Annotated in this window: 9 protein-coding genes and 1 pseudogene; all 10 read right to left on the bottom strand. The window is 65.2% G+C overall.

From position 1 onward, the window contains the following. Positions 1-75: 75 nt before the first annotated feature. Positions 76-2,190: a phosphocholine-specific phospholipase C gene (locus QMG84_RS14450; RefSeq protein ID WP_281928751.1), complete on the bottom strand. Its 2,115-nt coding sequence runs from the start codon at positions 2,188-2,190 to the stop codon at positions 76-78. A gap of 203 nt (positions 2,191-2,393) precedes the next feature. Continuing rightward, positions 2,394-4,457 carry a YgiQ family radical SAM protein gene (locus tag QMG84_RS14445; protein ID WP_281928749.1) on the bottom strand — a complete coding sequence of 688 codons (2,064 nt, stop codon included), beginning with the start codon at positions 4,455-4,457 and terminating at the stop codon, positions 2,394-2,396. 141 nt (positions 4,458-4,598) lie between these two features. Beyond that, positions 4,599-5,141, bottom strand: a complete 543-nt coding sequence (locus QMG84_RS14440; protein WP_281928747.1) for a YqhA family protein — start codon at positions 5,139-5,141, stop codon at positions 4,599-4,601. Positions 5,142-5,438: 297 nt separating this feature from the next. Beyond that, positions 5,439-6,569: a CobW family GTP-binding protein gene (locus QMG84_RS14435; protein WP_281928746.1), complete on the bottom strand. Its 1,131-nt coding sequence runs from the start codon at positions 6,567-6,569 to the stop codon at positions 5,439-5,441. 151 nt (positions 6,570-6,720) lie between these two features. Continuing rightward, positions 6,721-7,596 carry a metal ABC transporter substrate-binding protein gene (locus QMG84_RS14430; protein WP_281928745.1) on the bottom strand — a complete coding sequence of 292 codons (876 nt, stop codon included), beginning with the start codon at positions 7,594-7,596 and terminating at the stop codon, positions 6,721-6,723. Between the two features lie 5 nt (positions 7,597-7,601). Beyond that, positions 7,602-8,471: a metal ABC transporter permease gene (locus tag QMG84_RS14425; protein ID WP_281928744.1), complete on the bottom strand. Its 870-nt coding sequence runs from the start codon at positions 8,469-8,471 to the stop codon at positions 7,602-7,604. Next, positions 8,461-9,141 (bottom strand): annotated as a pseudogene (locus tag QMG84_RS14420) (metal ABC transporter ATP-binding protein); the annotation flags it as partial. The gene QMG84_RS14425 and the pseudogene QMG84_RS14420, both read right to left, overlap by 11 nt. 89 nt (positions 9,142-9,230) lie before the next feature. Next, positions 9,231-9,425 carry a hypothetical protein gene (locus QMG84_RS14415; RefSeq protein ID WP_281928741.1) on the bottom strand — a complete coding sequence of 65 codons (195 nt, stop codon included), beginning with the start codon at positions 9,423-9,425 and terminating at the stop codon, positions 9,231-9,233. A gap of 285 nt (positions 9,426-9,710) precedes the next feature. Continuing rightward, positions 9,711-11,933 carry a transglycosylase domain-containing protein gene (locus QMG84_RS14410; RefSeq protein WP_281928739.1) on the bottom strand — a complete coding sequence of 741 codons (2,223 nt, stop codon included), beginning with the start codon at positions 11,931-11,933 and terminating at the stop codon, positions 9,711-9,713. Further along, a complete protein-coding gene (locus QMG84_RS14405) occupies positions 11,930-17,752 on the bottom strand; it encodes an alpha-2-macroglobulin (RefSeq protein WP_281928737.1) in 5,823 nt (1,940 codons plus the stop codon). Before QMG84_RS14405 ends, QMG84_RS14410 begins: the two co-directional genes overlap by 4 nt. Between the last annotated feature and the right edge of the window lie 20 nt (positions 17,753-17,772).

Genomic DNA, 17,772 nt, shown 5'->3' with positions numbered 1-17,772 from the left:
TGCCTCGGGGCGAATGCGACAAGGCCGCCGCTCAATTGCCAGAGCGGCGGCCCCGCGAAATCTTACGCCAGACGGCTATTCGTTCTCGTGTTCGACCTCGGCGGATTTGACACGCTTGCCGCCGTTCGAGCCGAAGGCCGGGTCGCTGACGCTGTCTTTGCCGTTTTCGATATGGCCCGCGAGACGGCGCTCGAAGCTCTTGTCCTCATCGATGGTGATCAGCAGATCGTACCAGCCGAAGCTGGCTTCCAGCGGCCAGGACTTCTCGAAACGCTCGCCCGGGGAAAGACGCCGCTTTGCCGTGTGGCCAGTATAGGCGTTGAAGATCGTGACGGTGCGGGCGCTCGCTCCGCGATTTGCGACGACGATCTCGAATTCGCGATACGCCTCCTCCTCCTCGTTCTCGTAATGGGCGCCGACATAGAAGTCGGCCGAGCCAGCCGCGACGCCGCCCTTGAAGGTGCGAAGGAAGCCGTTCGGGCCATAAACCGAGAAATCGTACAGGCCGCTGACCGGGACCTTCAAGCTGTCGGAAAGCGACTTGCCGGCCTCGACCGTATAGCTCCATGGGCCAGAGGAAGCGTCGCCCGAACGCACCTGTAGCCAGGCCCCCGCCTTGCCTTTGTTGGCAATTTCGAGGTGGAACGTCTTCGCGAGGTCGAGGGCGCCTTTCACATCGAGCGCATAGGGCAGTGGGCGGGCGTAGCGCGCGCCGCTTTCCTGTTTCGGCATCGCCTGCTGGGTCGGCAGGGTGGGGACGTAGCTGGGATGTCGCTGCCGGTCCGGCGGCGCGTAAGACGCCGTGCTCGGCAGGGCGACGAAGCGTTTGTCGGGCCGCGTGAAATCGAAGGCCGAGGTCAGATCGCCGCAGATGGCGCGGCGCCACGCCGAGATTTGCGTTTCGACAACGCCGAAGCGACGCTCGATGAAGCGAATGACCGAGGTGTGGTCGAACAATTCGGAGCAGACATAACCGCCTTTGCTCCAGGGCGAGACGGCGAACAGCGGCACGCGCGCGCCGAGGCCGTAGGGGCCCGCGGCGTATTTCGCGCCGCCCGCATAAATCTCGTGCGTCGTGGCGACCGTGGAGAGACCTTGCGACGGCGATTGCGGCGCATAAGGCGCAACGACGTGGTCGAAGAAGCCGTCGTTCTCATCGTAATTGATGATCAGGACGGTCTTGCTCCAGACTTCCGGATTGGAGGTCAGCGCGTCGAGAACTTGCGAGATGTACCAGGCGCCGTAATTGACCGGCCAGTTCGAATGTTCGGTATAGGCCTCGGGAGCGGTGATCCAGGAGACTTGCGGCAGCGCATTGCGACGCACGTCGTCGCGAAGAATGTCGAACAACGCGCCGCCAACGGCGATGTTCGTGCCGGTCTTCGCCTTGTCGGCGAGCGGCGCGCCCGGCTGTGCGTTCTGATACTGATGGAAATAGAGCAGCGAATTGTCGCCGTAATTGCCGATATAGGGATCGGTCGTCCAGCCCCACGATCCGGCGTCGTTCAGTCCCGCCCCGATGTCCTGATAGACCTTCCAGGACACGCCGGCTTTTTCCAAAAGCTCCGGATAGGTGCGCCAGTCGTAGCCGGCCTCGGAATTGTCGAGGACGGGCCCGCCATTGGCGCCGTCATTGCCGACCCAGCCGGTCCACATGTAATAGCGGTTGGGGTCGGTCGCTCCCATGAAGGAGCAGTGATAAGCGTCGCAAATGGTGAAGGCGTCGGCCAAGGCGTAATGGAACGGAATGTCTTCCCGGGTCATATAGGCCATGGTCAGCGGGCCCTTGGCCGCGACCCACTGGTCGTATTGACCATTATTCCAGGCCTTGTGGGCGTCCGGCCAATTGTGCGGCGTGCCGGCCAGGAACTGCGATCCCACCGGATGCGCGTCGGGACGATAGGGCAGGAGCTCGCTGGCGCCATAGGGCTGATGAAACACTGATTTCTTGGATGGCAGAAAGGCCGGACGCGGATCGCCAAACCCGCGCACGCCGCGCAGGCTGCCGAAATAGTGATCGAAGGAGCGGTTCTCCTGGGTCAGGACGACGATATGTTCGACGTCCTGGATGGTGCCCGTCCGCTTATTCGCCGGCAGCGCCAGCGCGCGTTCGATGCTCGGCGGAAAACTCGTGGCGAGCGCTGTGGTACCAGCAAGGCGCATAAAATCGCGGCGGTTACTTGCGGTCATTGTGTCGGCCCCCAAGGCTGTGCTTGCGGGGCTCACTAACAAGGGGCAACGACACACTGGTGACGGGGCTTTGACAAAATGACGACGGCGCTTTGCGACTCTCGAGTAAAAGCGGCTGGCCGAGTGTGAAGCAATCCAGGGCGGCGATGCGGCCCTGGATTGCTTCGTCGGCTCCGCCTCCTCGCAATGACGGCGGTGATTATTTATTTGACGGCCGGCTTCCGATAGACGACGCCCTTCGTGAGGAACTTACGCTCGCCTGACGCTCCGCGCCTAATAGAGGGGCCGCCCTCGCCGGTTCCTTTCGGCTGCCAATTCGGCACGAGCTGATGCTTGCCGGGCCCGATGAGGTCGGCGCGGCCCATGGCTTTCAGCGCCTCGCGCAGCATCGGCCAGTTTTCGGGATCGTGATAGCGCAGGAAAGCCTTGTGCAGGCGCCGCTGCCTTATCCCCTTCACCGCGTCGACTTGCTCGGACGCTCCGCGCCGCACGGGTTTCAGCGGATTGAAGCCCGAGTGATACATGGCTGTCGACAGCGCCATGGGCGAGGGCAGATAGGTCTGCACCTGATCGGCGCGGTATTTATTGCGCTTCAGCCACAGCGCCAGATTCATCATGTCCTCATCCGTCGTGCCCGGATGCGCCGCGATGAAGTAGGGGATGAGGTAATATTCCTTCTTCGCCGCCCGCGCCGCCGCGTCGAATAACTGCTTGAAGCGGTCGTAGGAGCCGATGCCCGGCTTCATCATCTTGGAGAGCGGGCCGCTTTCCGTATGTTCGGGCGCGATCTTCAAATAGCCGCCGACATGATGCTCGACGAGCTCTCGTATATAGGCCGGGCTTTTCACCGCGAGGTCGTAGCGCACGCCGGAAGCCACCATCACCTTCTTCACGCCGGGAAGCGCGCGCGCCTTGCGATAGAGTTCGATCAGCGCGTCATGGCTGGTGTTGAGGTTCTTGCAGATGTCGGGATAGACGCAGGACGGGCGCCGGCACAGGGCCTCGGTCTCTTTGTCGCGGCAGGCCATGCGATACATATTGGCGGTCGGCCCGCCAATGTCGGAGATAATGCCGGTGAAGCCTTCCGTCTTGTCGCGGATGATCTCGATCTCTTTGAGGATCGAGGCTTCCGAACGCGATTGGATGACGCGGCCTTCGTGCTCGGTGATCGAGCAGAAAGAGCAGCCGCCAAAGCAGCCGCGCATGATCGTCACCGAATGGCGGATCATCTCCCAGGCGGGGATTTTGGCGCCCTCGTAAGACGGGTGCGGCGCGCGCGCGAAGGGCAGGTCATAGACGGCGTCCATCTCCGCCGTCGTGAGTGGAATGGGCGGCGCGGTGAGCCAGACGTCCTTGTTGCCGTGCCGCTGCGTCAGCGGGCGGGCGTTGCCGGGATTGCTCTCCTTGTGCAGCACGCGCGAGGCGCGCGCATAAGCTTCCGGGTCGCTCGATACTTGTTCGTATGAGGGCAGGCGGATGACGACATCGGCGCCGCTGCGCGCATCGTCCTTGCGCAGACGCCCTTCGTCGGCGCTGTCGATATCTTCGGCCGAGGCTTCGACCCATCCTTCGGGCGTCGCGTCGCGCAGCAAAGCGAGGCCGCAAATGTCGGAGAAATCCTGCGCCAGCCCGCGCTTGGCGATGCGATGCGCGACCTCGATCAGCGCCCGCTCGGCGTTGCCGTAGAGCAGCAGATCGGCCTTGGCGTCGAGCAGGATGGAACGACGCACCTTGTCCGACCAATAGTCGTAATGGGCGATGCGGCGCAGCGAGGCCTCGATGCCGCCCAGCACAATGGGCGTCTCGGGGAAGGCTTCGCGGGCGCGCTGGGCGTAGACGATAACCGAGCGGTCCGGCCGTTTCCCGCCCTCGCCGCCCGCCGTGTAGGAGTCGTTCCTGCGGATGCGACGGTCCGACGTATAGCGGTTGACCATCGAATCCATATTGCCGCTGGTGACGCCGAAGAAGAGGTTCGGCTTGCCCAGCTTTTTGAAGTCCGAGGCGTCGCGCCAGTCTGGCTGCGAGATGATGCCCACGCGAAAGCCCTGCGCTTCCAGCAGGCGCCCGACGATCGCCATGCCGAAGCTCGGATGGTCGATATAGGCGTCGCCGGTAACGAGGATGATGTCGCAGGAATCCCAGCCGAGCGCCTCCATCTCCGCCCGCGACATGGGCAGGAAGGGCGCGACGCCGAAACGATGCGCCCAGTATTTCCGGTAGGAAAAAAGCGGCTTGGCGCTTTGCAGGGGTGGGGTCGTAGAAGCCATGGCGGTACTAGGCGGGTTTTTCCTGGTGCGTCAACGGGGAACGCGCGTCGTCATTGCGAGGAGCGTAGCGACGAAGCAATCCAGAGCCGAGGCGTGGCTCTGGATTGCTTCGCTTCGCTCGCAATGACGGCTTGCGATCTTTTAAGCCCCGTTCTTCGGCCCGGTCTCGTCGGACGTCTTCTTTTCCGCCTGCCCCGAGATCGTCACCCTGTCGGAGAAGGCGAAGAGGAAGGTCGAGACCACGAAGGTGATGTGAATGGCGATGTAATAATTGAGGTCGCGCTCGTCCAGCTTCGGCACGTCCATAAAAACTTCGAGGAGCTTGATCGCCGAGATGGCGACAATGGTGGTGAGCAGCTTCAGCTTCAACTGCGTGAAGTCGATGCCGCCCATCCAGCTCGGCCAGCCTTCGCGCGTCGTCGCCGGAACGCCCGAAACAAAGTTTTCATAGAGTGAGATCGTCACGATCATGACCAGCGCGCCGGTGAGCGTGAGGTCAATGAGGCCGAGCAGCTCGAGAATGACCCTGTCCTCGCTGGTCGAGCCCAGAGACGTTACGATCGAAACGAGATGGCGCCCGGCGTTCACCATCAGGGCGAAGAGCCCGAGCGTCAGCATGATGAAGAAGGGCGCGAGCAGCCAGCGCGACAGGAACAGATAATGCTCCAACAGGCGCTTCAGCATGGCGGCTCCGGGCGCGGCTGGCGCGCCGCTTCCGGATGGAATTAGGGGCCGAGGGCAAGGCGGCAACGCCACCCAAGCTATCAAACCATTGCAGTTTGAACAGCTCGCATGGGGACGTGTCATTCCCGACGGGCCAAAGGCCCGATCGGGAATCCAGAGCCCCAAAAGCGCTGGTTTAGCTCTGGATTCCCGATCGCTCGCTTCGCGAGCGTCGGGAATGACAGCGAACCAATCAAGCGGATCTCGTATCAGAAGGCGGAGACGGTCGTGTTTGCTCTGGATTCAGTCACGGGTGGTTCAGGAGACGGCCGCCTCGAAACCCTTACGGATCGCGTCTTCCTTGAGCTTGCGGCCGATGAAGACGAGGCGCGACTCGCGCTTTTCGTCGTCCTTCCATTCGCGCTGCAGATCGCCGTCGAGGATCATGTGAACGCCCTGGAAGACGAAGCGCCGCGGCTCGTTCTTGAAGGCCACGATGCCCTTGCAGCGCAGAATGTCCGCGCCCTCTTTTTGGACCAGCTCGTTGAGCCAGGGCACGAAACGCTCAGGATCGACCTCGCCCGCATGGCGTAGCGAGATCGACTGCATCTCGCTGTCGTGGATCGCTTTCAGATGGCCGTGGCCGTCGTGGTCATGATGATGATGCTCGTGCTCGCACTCCGGCCCGCACTCATGGTCGTGATCGTGGTGATCATGCGCATGATGCTCATGGTCGTGATCGCACTCGGGACCGCATTCGTGATCGTGACCATGGTGGTGATGATGGTCGTGATCATGTTCCTCGGCCACGAGGAAATTCGGCTCGATCTGAAGGATGCGGTCGAGATCGAAAGCGCTGCGCTCCAGCACGGCGTTCAGCGGCACATTGGCCTTCACGGCGCGATGCAGGCTCGCATAGGGATTGATGCCGCGGATGCGCGCCTCGGTCTCTTCGAGCTCCTCCGGCGTCACGAGATCGGTCTTGTTGAGGATGACGACGTCGGCGAAGGCGATCTGCGTCTTGGCTTCCGGCGCGTCCTTCAGGCGCTCGCTCAGCCATTTGGCGTCGGCCACGGTGACGACGGCGTCGAGCTGCGCCGCGTCCTTCACATCGGCGTCGACGAAGAAGGTCTGGGCGACGGGGGCGGGGTCGGCGAGGCCGGTGGTCTCGACGATGATGGCGTCGAATTTGCCGCGCCGGCGCATGAGCCCTTCGATGATGCGGATGAGATCGCCGCGCACGGTGCAGCAGATGCAGCCGTTGTTCATCTCGAAGACTTCTTCGTCGGCGCCGACGATGAGGTCGTTGTCGATGCCGATCTCGCCGAATTCATTGACGATGACGGCGTAGCGGCGGCCGTGCTGCTCGGTGAGGATGCGGTTGAGGAGAGTCGTCTTGCCGGCGCCGAGATAGCCGGTGATGACGGTAACGGGAATTTTGTCGGTCAACGCCGCGTGCTCCAAATGCTGTCGCCCCCTCCCTGTCCCTCCCCCGCTAGGCGGGAGAGGGGACGCTCATGATCGGGGTGGGCGGAACGTCATGAAGGCCGCCGTCTGCTCCCTCTCCCACGAAGTGGGGGAGGGGTGGGGAGGGGGAAGCCTACGGCGCCAGGGCTTTGCTCAATTCTCTAACATTGTGGCGCATCATGTCGATATAATTCGCGCCGTCCCCCTTGGGACCGGAGAGGGCGTCGGAATAGAGCGTGCCGCCGATCTTCGCGCCGGTTTCGGCCGCGATGCGCTTGGCGAGCCGGGGGTCGGCGATATTCTCCAAAAACACCGCCCCGACCTTGTGCTGTTTCACGGAATCGATGATGCGGGCGATGTCGCGGGCGCTGGCCTCAGCCTCGGTCGAAACGCCCTGAGGGGCGATGAATTCGACGCCATAGCGCGCCGAGAAATAGCCGAAGGCGTCATGGGTCGAGACGACGCGGCGGCGCTCCTTGGGGATGGCGTCGAGCGCTTTGACGATCTCGGCGTCGAGCGCGTCGAGCTTGGCGAGATAGGCGGCGGCGTTCGTCTTATAGGCCTCGGCGCCTGCCGGATCGGCGGCCGCGAGCGCGTCGCGGATTTCGGCGACATAGACCTTGGCGTTGGCGACATCCTGCCAGGCGTGCGGGTCGGTTCCCTCCTCGCCGGGCCGGGCGGCGACGCCCTTGCCGAGCGTGACGATAGTTCCCCTGCTCTTGGCCGCGGCGACGAGGCGTTCGAGCCAGCCTTCGAACCCCAGGCCATTGACGAAAATGAGCTTGGCCTGCGCGATCTTGCGGCCGTCGGCCGGGGTCGGCTGATAGACATGGGCGTCGCCGTCGGGACCTACGAGGGTCGTCACCGTGACGCGATCGCCGCCGACCTGCCGGACGAAATCGCCGATGATCGAGAAGCTTGCGACGACGGGGAGGCTCTCCGGTCCCGCGTAAGCCGGGACCGCGAGCGCAGCGGCGAAGGCGGCGACAAAGGCGCGGCGTGTCAGCATGAATATCATCCTTCGAGATGCCGGCGCGGCCGCTTGAGCCGCAGCGCGCCGCCGGCGGAGCCAAAAATAAGCGAAGCGAAATAAACGAGGCCGGCTGCGAGAATGATCGCCGGGCCGGTGGGCGCGCCCGTCTCATTGGAAAAGACGAGGCCCGCATAGACGCAGACCGCCGCGACGCCGGCGGCGAGCGGCAGAGCGACGGCAAGCTCATGGGTCCAGAGCCGCGCGGCGGCGGCGGGCAGCATGATGAGGCCGACCGCCATCAGCGTGCCGAGCGCCTGAAAGCCTGCGACGAGATTGAGCACGACAAGGCCGAGGAACAGGAAAGGGATGAATTCGCCGAGCCGGCTCGTCTGGCGCAAAAAGAGCGGGTCGAGCGTGTCCATGGCGAGTGCGCGATAGAAGACGGCGAGAGCGACGAGCGTCAGCGTCGAGACGCCGGCGAGCATGACGAGCGCGGAATCGTCGAGGCCGAAGACCGAGCCAAACAGCACATGCAGAAGATCGACGCTCGAGCCTTTCAGCGACACCAGAACGACGCCCAGCGCAAGCGAGACGAGGTAGAAGGCGGCGAGCGAGGCGTCTTCGCGCAATGTGGTGAAGCGTGAGGCGGCTCCTGTGGCGATGGCGACGACGAGCCCCGCGACAAGCCCGCCGAAGGTCATGGCCGGCAGTGAGAGGCCCGCGACGAGATAGCCGACCGCCGCGCCCGGAAGCACAGCGTGCGAGAGCGCGTCGCCGGCAAGCGACATGCGGCGCAAAATGAGAAACACGCCGAGCGGCGCCCCGGAAACCGCAAGCGCCAGCGAACCCACGAGCGCGCGGCGCATGAATTCATAGTCGAGGAAGGGCGAGACAAGGATCTCAGTGAGCATGAGCCGCTTCTTCGTCTCTCAGACATTCGCGCGCCTGCCGGTCATAGGCTTCCGACATGGCCCGCGCGCGGGCGAGGTTGTCGGCGCAGAGCGTCGCGCCGGTTTCGCCCCAGGCGATGCGCTCGCGGGCGAGCAGCAGGGTCTGCGGGAAGGCGCGGCGGGCGAGATCGAGCTCATGCAGCACGGCGACGATGGTGCGCCCCTCGCCGCGCCACTGCGCGATGAGGCCGAGGAGATCGTCGGTCGTCGCTTCGTCGATGGCGCCAAAGGGCTCGTCGAGCAGAATCACGCGCTGGTCCTGGACGATGAGCCGGGCAAACAGCACGCGCTGCATCTGGCCGCCGGAAAGCGTGTCGATCGGGCGATCCTCCATGCCGGCGAGGCCGACGCGGTCGATGGCCTGCGCGGCGCGCTCCCGCTCTCCGGCGTCGAGGCGGCCGAACAACCCGACCCGACGCATGGCGCCCATGGCGACGAAATCGCGCACATTGATCGGGAAGGAGCGGTCGATGTCGACGAGCTGCGGGAGATAGGCGATCTCGCGCGCCGTTGCGCCGCCGCGCTCGATGCGCCCGCCAAGCGGCGGGAGGAGGCCCGCGAGGGCTTTCAACAAAGTGGATTTGCCTGCGCCGTTCGGGCCGCAGACGGCGAGCGCGGCGCCGGGCGCAATCTCGCCTTCGAGGTGATGGACGGCGGGGCGGCGGTCATAGCCGAGCGTGAGATTGACGAGGCGAATCGGCCCCGGCGACGCCATGCTCCTCAATGGAGCGCCCAATAAACGCCGGCCCAAAGGGCGGCGATGGCGAGCGAAACGCCGGAAAGACGCGCGACGGCTGAAGCTTCGAGCAGCGACGCGCGCGCGGGGGGCGCGCGGTCCGCCGATTGGGCAAGCCCTTGCGCGCGCAGGACCGCGTGGTCGTGGGCGTGGCGGTGGCCTTGGGTCGCGTCGGTCATGCTTGATGTTATAATATAACGCCTGATAAGAACAAGGGCTGCTTTCGCTTTGCGCCTGGTTTAGCGCAGATGATGAGCACTCCTTCTCCCGTTTACGGTCGCAAGCGGGGAGAGGAGTCGCAGTGTGTTTATGAGCAGCGTGCAATCCACCCGTCATTGCGAGCGAAGCGAAGCAATCCAGGGCCGCAGTAGCTGCTCTGGATTGCTTCGTCGCTACGCTCCTCGCAATGACGACAGTGGTCGCCCTGGCTTCCCGGTCGGTGAGGGCCGTTGGGTGGAGCGTCGTCACTCAACGATCACCCGCACCGGGCGCGACGCCACGGGGGCCAGAGCCAATCTCGCCTGAATACGATGCGCGCCGGGCGTCATCGGCCAGAAGACGGTCTCATCCGCCTGCGCAACCGTGAAAGGCGCGCCGTCGACCAACCAGACGATTTGGGCGTCCTTTCCGCCATCAGCGAGCTTCAAAGCGAGCTTGTTCAAGGGAGCCGGCTGCTCCGGATTGCGCCAGATGTGCATATTGTGCTCGGGCGTCGCGATGACGAGCGCGCCGCTCTCCGCTGCGAGCGCCTCTTCGACGGCCGCCGGGGCGTGCGCGGCGGGCCGGGCGGAAATCTCGTCGGGCCGCACCCATTCGCGCAGCGTCTGCGGGCACTCCGGCCCGGCGTCCGCACGGCAGAGATCGATGGCGACCCGCCCAGGCGGCGGCGCGAAAGCCTCGGGCGCGAGGTCGCCGGGTTTCGTCCCATGCAGCTTCGTCATCATCGCATGCGCCAACCGCGCCGCTGAGCTGGCGCCCGTGAGGGCGCGCATGCCGCTCGCGTCGCCGCGTCCGATCCAGACGCCGACAATGAATTTGTGCGAGAAAGCGAGCGCCCAGGCGTCGCGATAATTTTGCGAGGTGCCGGTCTTCACGGCGACGGCGAAAGGATATTCGAGCGGCCCGTAGCGCGGGAAGGAGGGCAGGCGCGCCTGTGGATCGGCGAGGAACGACGTGACCAGCCGCGCCGTGTCGAGCGACATGACGCGGCGCGGGGGCGCGCGTTCTTCGTCGCGCGCGAAAGAGAGATCGCGCATCACGCCGTCGTCGGCGAGCGCCGCATAGGCGCGCATCAGGCGTTCGAGCCGCGTCGGCAAGGCGCCGATCGCCATGGAGACGCCGAAGCTTTCCGGCGTCGCTTCGAGATCGTGCAGGCCGAGCTCGTGCAGGAACAGGAAGTTTGCCTCGAGACCCACGCGGCGCAGCAGGTTGGTCGCCGGCACATTGCGCGAATTGGCGAGCGCCTGGCGCGGCGTCAGCGGCCCGAGGTAGAGGCCGTCGGCGTTGGAAACGCCCGAGGCGCCTTCGGGAAGATCGTCGAGAAGGTCGGTGGGCTTCAGCGCGCCGCGCTCCAAAGCGAGCGCATAGATGAACGGCTTGAGCGTCGAGCCGGGCGAGCGCGGCGCGCGGGTGAAATCGAAGGCGCCGGCGCGCGGATCGTTATAATCGGCGGAGCCGACATCGGCGATGATGGCGTTGGAGCCGCGCTCCGCCACCATGATCGCTACCTGCCGCGCGCCGGCGTTGCGAAAGATGGAGAGGTAGCGGCGCGCGAGCTGCGTCGCCTCGCGCTCGATGGAGAGGTCGATGGTCGCATGGATGCGCGGATCATATTGCGAGGTCGCGCGCACGCGGCCTTCGCGCGCAAGGCGTTCGTAGCGCAAGGCGAGATGCAGCGTCTCCGGGCGGCGCTTGGGCGCGAGCGGCCGCATGGCGGCAAGCTCGCGCCGCGCCAATTCGGCCTGGGCGGCGTCGAGCGCGCCCTCTTTTTCGAGCTGCGCAATGGCGTAGCGCGCGCGTTCGACGGCGAGCCGCAGGCCGCTCTCGCGCGTGACGTTCATGCGGCCCGGCGATTGCGGAATAGCGGCGAGCAGCGCCACCTGCGCCCAGGAGAGATCATCGACCGGCTTGTCGAAATAGAAGCGCGCAGCGTGCGAAATACCGTGGCTGCCGAGCCCATAGGGCGCAAGGCGCAGATAATGGGAGAGCGTCGCCTCGCGCCCCTGGCGCGCAACGATCGCGAGCCCTGTCGCCGCTTCCCAGAATTTGTTGGCGTATGTGCGCGGCCCCGGCCGCTGCATGCGCGCGACCTGCATGGCGATGGTCGAGGCGCCCTCCATTTGGCGGCGATGGGCGAGATTGTTCCACAGCGCCCGCGCCACGGCGCGCGGATCGACGCCGGAGTGCGCGTAAAAGCGCCGGTCTTCGAGAATGAGCGTCGCGCGGGCGACGCGCTCGGGGATGCGCTCCAGCGGCCAATAGCCGTAGTCGACGCGCTTCTCGCCTTTCTCGCCCTGGGTCGCGTTGCCGATCTGCGTGAGAAAGGCGCCGTTGCGGTCATAGACGATCTGGCTCGCGGGCGGCGCAGTAAGATCGGCGCCGCGCGCGGCCTCCTGCCAGATCATGAGCCCGCCGCGTAGCGCCGTCGCGACGAAAGCGAGCGCGACGAGAAGCGCTAGGCGGCTCATGGCTGCTTGGCGATTTCCACGCGCGCGCCGGCGCTCTGGCCGCGCAGGCCTTTCTTGTACATCGTCTCCACAAGCGCGGGCGGTTGCGTATAGGCCCCCGCCGTTTGCGCCTTGAGGCGGAAGGCGAAGCGGTAATTGCCCTTGGGCAGCGAGTCATACGCATAGAGCACGCGATCATCGCCATACGAGACCCAGGTCGGCGCGAGCGTTGGCGCGCTGGAGGGCTGGGCTTCGGCGGGCGCCGTCGCGATATTGGGATTGAGCGGCTCATAGCCCGCCGCGAGCGGCAAAGAGATCGCGACATAAGTGCGATCTTCAGGGTTCACGACTTCCGCCGTCTCCTCGATGACGTCGCCCTGGTTCACGCGCAAGGCGCCATTGGCCGCCTCTAACTTCTCCGGGGCCAGCCCGTTTTTCACGCGCCAACTCTGCCGCGTAATGACGAAGCCTTCGCTTGCAGCCTGCGCTTTGGCGCCGGTCTCGGCGGGCATGTAGCGCGTCTCTACGAGCGCGATCAGTGGCGCGTTCGATGTGTTGGCGATGGTCAGCGGCGCGTCCTTGTCGCTCGCATGGCGCGCCACGGGATTGTTGGCGTCAATCGTGACAGTCTCGGGCGCGCCGCCTTGCGCGAAGGCGACGGTGATCGGCGTCACGGGGCGGCGCCAACCTTCGGCGAGCGCTTCGATGGCGCTGGCGTTGGCGTTTGTGCTGCCCCAGCCGTCGCCTTCGCCCAGCCGCAGCAGCGCGTCGCGTAGCACCGGCGCGCGCGGATCGGAGGGCGCGGCGAGCGCCGCCGCGCGCAGCATCTCCGCGAGGCTGCGCGTCTCGGAGGGCAGGATGACGTCGGAAGCGCTTTCGCCCGCCATGCCCGCATAGACTTGCGCGCCGCCGCGGTTCGCGAATTTCACGCGGCCCCACATGGTCTCCATGAGAGAAGCGAGAATGCGCTGATCGACATTGGCAAGGCGCGCAGCCGCCGCCGCCATTTCGGCGACGCTTTCATTCGGCAGGAAATCGGCGCGGCGCGCGAATTCCGCGACGTAAGATTCGTCGAGCTTGCCGCCTTCCGCAAGCGCTGCGAGCGCCGCCGCGCGCTCGCGCATTTCTTCGCCGCCGAGCAGGCGCGCATAGTCGGAACGCAGCGAGAGTTTCAGAATGTTGGCCAGCCGATCCATCAGAGTCTTGTCGACCGGCTCGCCCGCGCGATCGGCGTGCGCGAGGAAGGCGTAGGCCCAGGCGGTGAGCAGCACATTGCCGCGCGCGCGCGGCCAGAAGGCCACGAGCCCGTCGCTGTCGACCGATTGCTCGATCTGCATCGCCGCGTTTCGCACGCTCGCGGAGACGCGATCCTGCAGGCCCGCCGCCGAGAGGATTGGCGAGAAGCCCTTGAGCGACAGGCTGGCGCGCGCCAGCGCAAGCCGCTGCTCGGTGCAGCCGTAGGGATAATCGACGAGCATGTCGAGGCCGGCGACCAGCTTGACGATCGCCGGATCGGCTGCGACGACGATGTTGCGCGAGAAGGTCTTGGGGCGGCTTGCTTCGCCCGTTACGGCAAGCGTCTTGGTTTCGCCCTGTGCGATTTCGACAACCTCATAGCGGCGCGTGGGCTCGCGATCGGGCTTCACGGGAAGGTCGATCTCGACAGCGTCTTTCGCACGGTCGACGTCGCGGTCGATACGGAAGTTGAGCTTCACGCTGTCTTCGAGCGAAGCCGGCGCCTCCGCGCGCAGATCGACGCGCACCGGCTTGTTCTGCGCCCACTCGATCTTGCGGCTCGTCTCACCTGCGAGTTTCAGCGTCGGCGCAAAGATCGCCGCCTTGCCGGCGCCGCCGGGGCCCTCCACGACGCGCGCCACGAGGCCGATGTCGAAAGAATCGCCGGGGCGGATGAAGCGCGGCAAAGCCGGCTGCGCGACGAGCTCCTGCTGGATGAACATCTCGCCGCCCGCGGCGCCGAAACGATCCGGCCCGCTCACCGCCTTGGCCCGCAGCTTGAACACGGTGAGCGTATCGGGCAGCGCAACCTTGATTTTTACGACGCCGTCGTCGCCAACTTTCACGCTGGGCAGATAGATCGGCACGGGCGTGAAATTCTTGCGCACGGAGATGTTGTTCTCCGCGCCCCATTCCTGAAGCTCGGCGTCGCCGCCCGCAATCTCTTCGAGCGGAATGACGCCGAAGGCCATGTTGCGCGTGTCACGCGCCGCCATTTTCGTCTCGCGCGCCACGATGAAATCCGGCAGCGGATCGAGCGGGCGCTCCTTGGCGAGCGAGAGCACCGCCTGATCGACCATCCAGAAGGTCGCTTCGCCCGCGATCGGCTTGCCTGTGTCGTCGGCGAGCTTCAATGTCACCTCGACCTCCTGGCCGGGGCGCGCCTTTGCGGGGGCTTCCAGCTTGACGTTCACGATGTTTTTCACCGGCGTCACCTCGACCCATTTGGTCGCGGCGATGGTGACGGGCTTGCCCTGATCGAAATTGCTAGAGGGCAGCGGCGCGCTGTCCTTGAGGCGCCCGCGCATGATCAGGAAATGCACGGCGAGCTTGGGCGTCTGCTCCTTCTTCACCGGCAAAGTAAAGCGGCCGAAGCCATTGGCGATGTCGACGTAGCTGTAGTCATAGACGCCGTTCGGCTGCTCGACGATGGCGAGCGCGCGCGCGTTCTGAAACGGCGACTGGATGACCAGCGTGGCCGTCTCGCCGGGCGCATATTTCTCCTTGTCGGTGGTGATCGTGGCCGAGGCGGCCGGCGGGCGCGCGAAGGTGACGGGCGTGTCGCCGCCGACGAAGAAATCGACGCTCACCTGCTGGCGGCGCTTCAATTTGTCATAGGCTTCTAACTGCACGACATAGACGCCCGCGTCCTTCGTCGTCAGCTCGATCTTCTGGGCCTCCTTGGCGCTCGTCACCTTGCGCTCGAAGACGGTCTCGTCCTGCACCTGCGTGACATATTTTGCGGCGCCTTGCGCGAAGTCGCTCGCCTGCAGCGTCGAAATCCAATTGCGCTTGATGAGCCGCAGCGTCATCTCGACGCCCGCGATCGTCTCTCCCTTGCCGTCGACCGCGATGAGCTCCGGCGTCACGGCGCCGGGCTTTTCGACGTAACGCGGCGTCTTCACGCCGAGCACGAAGGGCGGCAGTGCGATGACGTTCTGGACGTTGCGCACTTCGATTCCATCATCGCCCGTCACCGTTGCTTCGATCGAGTAGCGGCGCGGCTGCGCGGTTGGCTCGATCGTCGTGTCGAAGGTCATGCGCGCGGCGCCGCCGGCGTCGGTGCGCGCGTCGCGTTCCAGCACGGCCGTCGATTTGAATTTGCCGTCGCTCGAAAAGCGTGCGTCAGTGGAAAAGAGAAAGCCCTCGCGGTTCGGCGGCGTGAACACATGCGGGAATTGCGCGGCGCGCCATTTGATGGGCCGATCCGCCGCGAGGCCGCCGGCGAAATAGCGTGCGAGAAGATCCACGTCGAAGGTCCCGTCGAGCGCGACTGTCTGCGGCGCGTTGAGCACGACCTCGAAGGTCGGCAGGCGGTAAGCCTCCTTTTTGAAGGTGAATTGTCCGCAGGACGTATCCTGCGCGACTTCCGCCGTTTCGCCCTCGGCGGAGTCTGCCTCTTCGCTCTTCTCAGGCTTTTTTGCTTTCGGCGCATCGGGCTCGAACTTCACCGAATAATCTCCGGTCGCCTGCGTCTGCGCGTCGAATTTGTGATAGAAGCTGCCGCTGGCGTCGAGCTTCACCGGCACGCGCCATTCCTGATTGTTCGGCGCCGTGACGACGAGCGTGCCGCCGGTTTTCGTGAGCCTCAACGCGCCACCGACATAGCTGCGCACAAAGCCCTTGATATGGGCGGGCTCCTCCGGCCGATAGATCGGCCGCTCCGAAAACACATGGCAGAGCGTGCGCGGTTTCTCGGCGCGCTGCGAATCTGTTTCGGAAACCCAGGAGAGCCATTGCGCCTCGGGCTTCGACCATAGTTCCCTGGAATATTCCGATGGCGCGCTATCTGGATCGATCACCAGCGTGTCGAGCCCCTTGCTCACGACCACGCGGCGCAATTCGCCGTCGCCGCGCTTGATCGGACTCCATGAGAAAAAGCCGTTCGCGTCGGTCACGCCGTTCGCGAGCGTAGTGAATTTGTCGTCCTTCACGCCTTCGACGCGGATTTGCGCGCCGCTGATCGGCTGCGCCGTGGCGAGCGACGTCACGGCGAAACGCACGCGCGTGGGCTCCTCAATGGCGGAAAGCGAAAGATCCGTCACCTGCACGCGCAGCCATTTGCGCTTGTCGCTGTCGACGGCGCGAAGCCCGACGAGATAGGTTCCCGGCTGCTCGCGGCCCGCAACGCGCGCGAAGTCGTCTTTCAGATCAACGCCGAATTTGGCGTCCACGCCATTGCGCTTGATCGGCAGATCGACAAGCCGAGAGACCGCCGGCGAGCCGAACATTTTAATCCGCTCCTTGATGGCCTCGGCTTCGATATTGCCGCTCTCGCTCCAGCGCGAAGGCTCATTGCCGGGAAGCGGCGGCGTTTCGGCGTCGATGGTTTCGGCGCCATGCTCCGGGAAGGGCCAGAAGTCGCGCGCGAGCGGATCGATAGCGTGGATGCGGATGTCGGCGCGGTCATAGCCGCGACCGCGCAACGGCAGGAGCTGCGCGCCGAAACGCTCGACGACGCCATAGCCCGCGTCCCATTGCAAAGCCGGATTGTCGCGCGTGAAGGCGAAGCGCTGCGTGAATTGCGCGGCGAGCGGACGGCCGCGCTTGTCCTTGATGGCGCCGGGCGCGATCGACAGCTCATAGGCTTTGTCGGAGAGGAATTTGCCGGTGATCTTGAGATGGCTCGAGTCGGATTCAACGGCAAGATCGTCGACCGGCGGCGTGATGCGCAAGGCGTCGCGCGCGCGCAAAATATCAAGCGTCTCGGGCTCGGCGTTGAGGCTCAAGGTGAGGCGGCGTCTGGCTGTGGGATTATAGGTCGAAGCGGCGTCGCCGCCTTCCTCGTCGCCGCTTTCGGGCGCCGGCGCATCGCCATTCGCCGCGCAGCGCAGCACGCCGCCGAGCCTCTCGTCGCTCCAGCCGCGCCCGCATGTCGTTTCCGTCACGGCGAAGGGAAGGGCGGTGCGAATGCGCAGCTCGTAAATTTCGTCGTCGAGACCAGGCTCGTCAGAGAGCTTCAGTCGCAAAATCGCAACGCGGCCATCATTGATGCTGTCGCGCAGCCGCAGCACATAGGTCTGTTCGGCGGCGGCGCCTGCACGCTCCAGGGGGCGAATATCATAGGCGGAGGGGCTTAGAATCTGTCCGCCCTGCGCCGAGACGCCGGGCGCGGGACGCAGCTCGACCGTCATGAGCCGCGCGAGCGCGGCGACATCGACGGGTTGCGCAAAAGTGAGGGCGACCTGCGTCAATTCGGGCGTCGGATCGTCGCTCGCTGAAGGATTGTTGGAAACAGGCGTCGGCAGCAATGCGACGAGCTTCTGCTCGGCGCCGCCGCTTTTCACTGTGATATGCGAGAGCGGCTTCCAGGGCTCGGCCGGGCGGAACTGCAGGGCGCGCGCGCCAATCCAGCGCCATTCGCCGGCGGGTTGTGGCGTGATGGAAGCGTATTTCGCGGGCAAGTCCTCGGGGCCGCCGGCTTTGGGGCCGACGTCGCCGGGGAAAAAGATCGTCAGCGGATCATAGGCGCGCAGGAAACGGTCGGGCGTAATGCGGGCGCCGTCGGCGCGTTGCGCGCGGTCGAAAACCGGCGGCGCTTCGGCGCGCAGCGGCGCAGCGAAAGAGACCGCCGCCAAAAAGCACAGAGCAAGAGTCTTTTTCATCGCTGCGACTTTCATTGGCT

Source organism: Methylocystis iwaonis (assembly GCF_027925385.1).
Taxonomy (GTDB): Bacteria; Pseudomonadota; Alphaproteobacteria; order Rhizobiales; family Beijerinckiaceae; genus Methylocystis; species Methylocystis iwaonis.
This window is presented reverse-complemented; position numbering and strand designations above follow the sequence as displayed.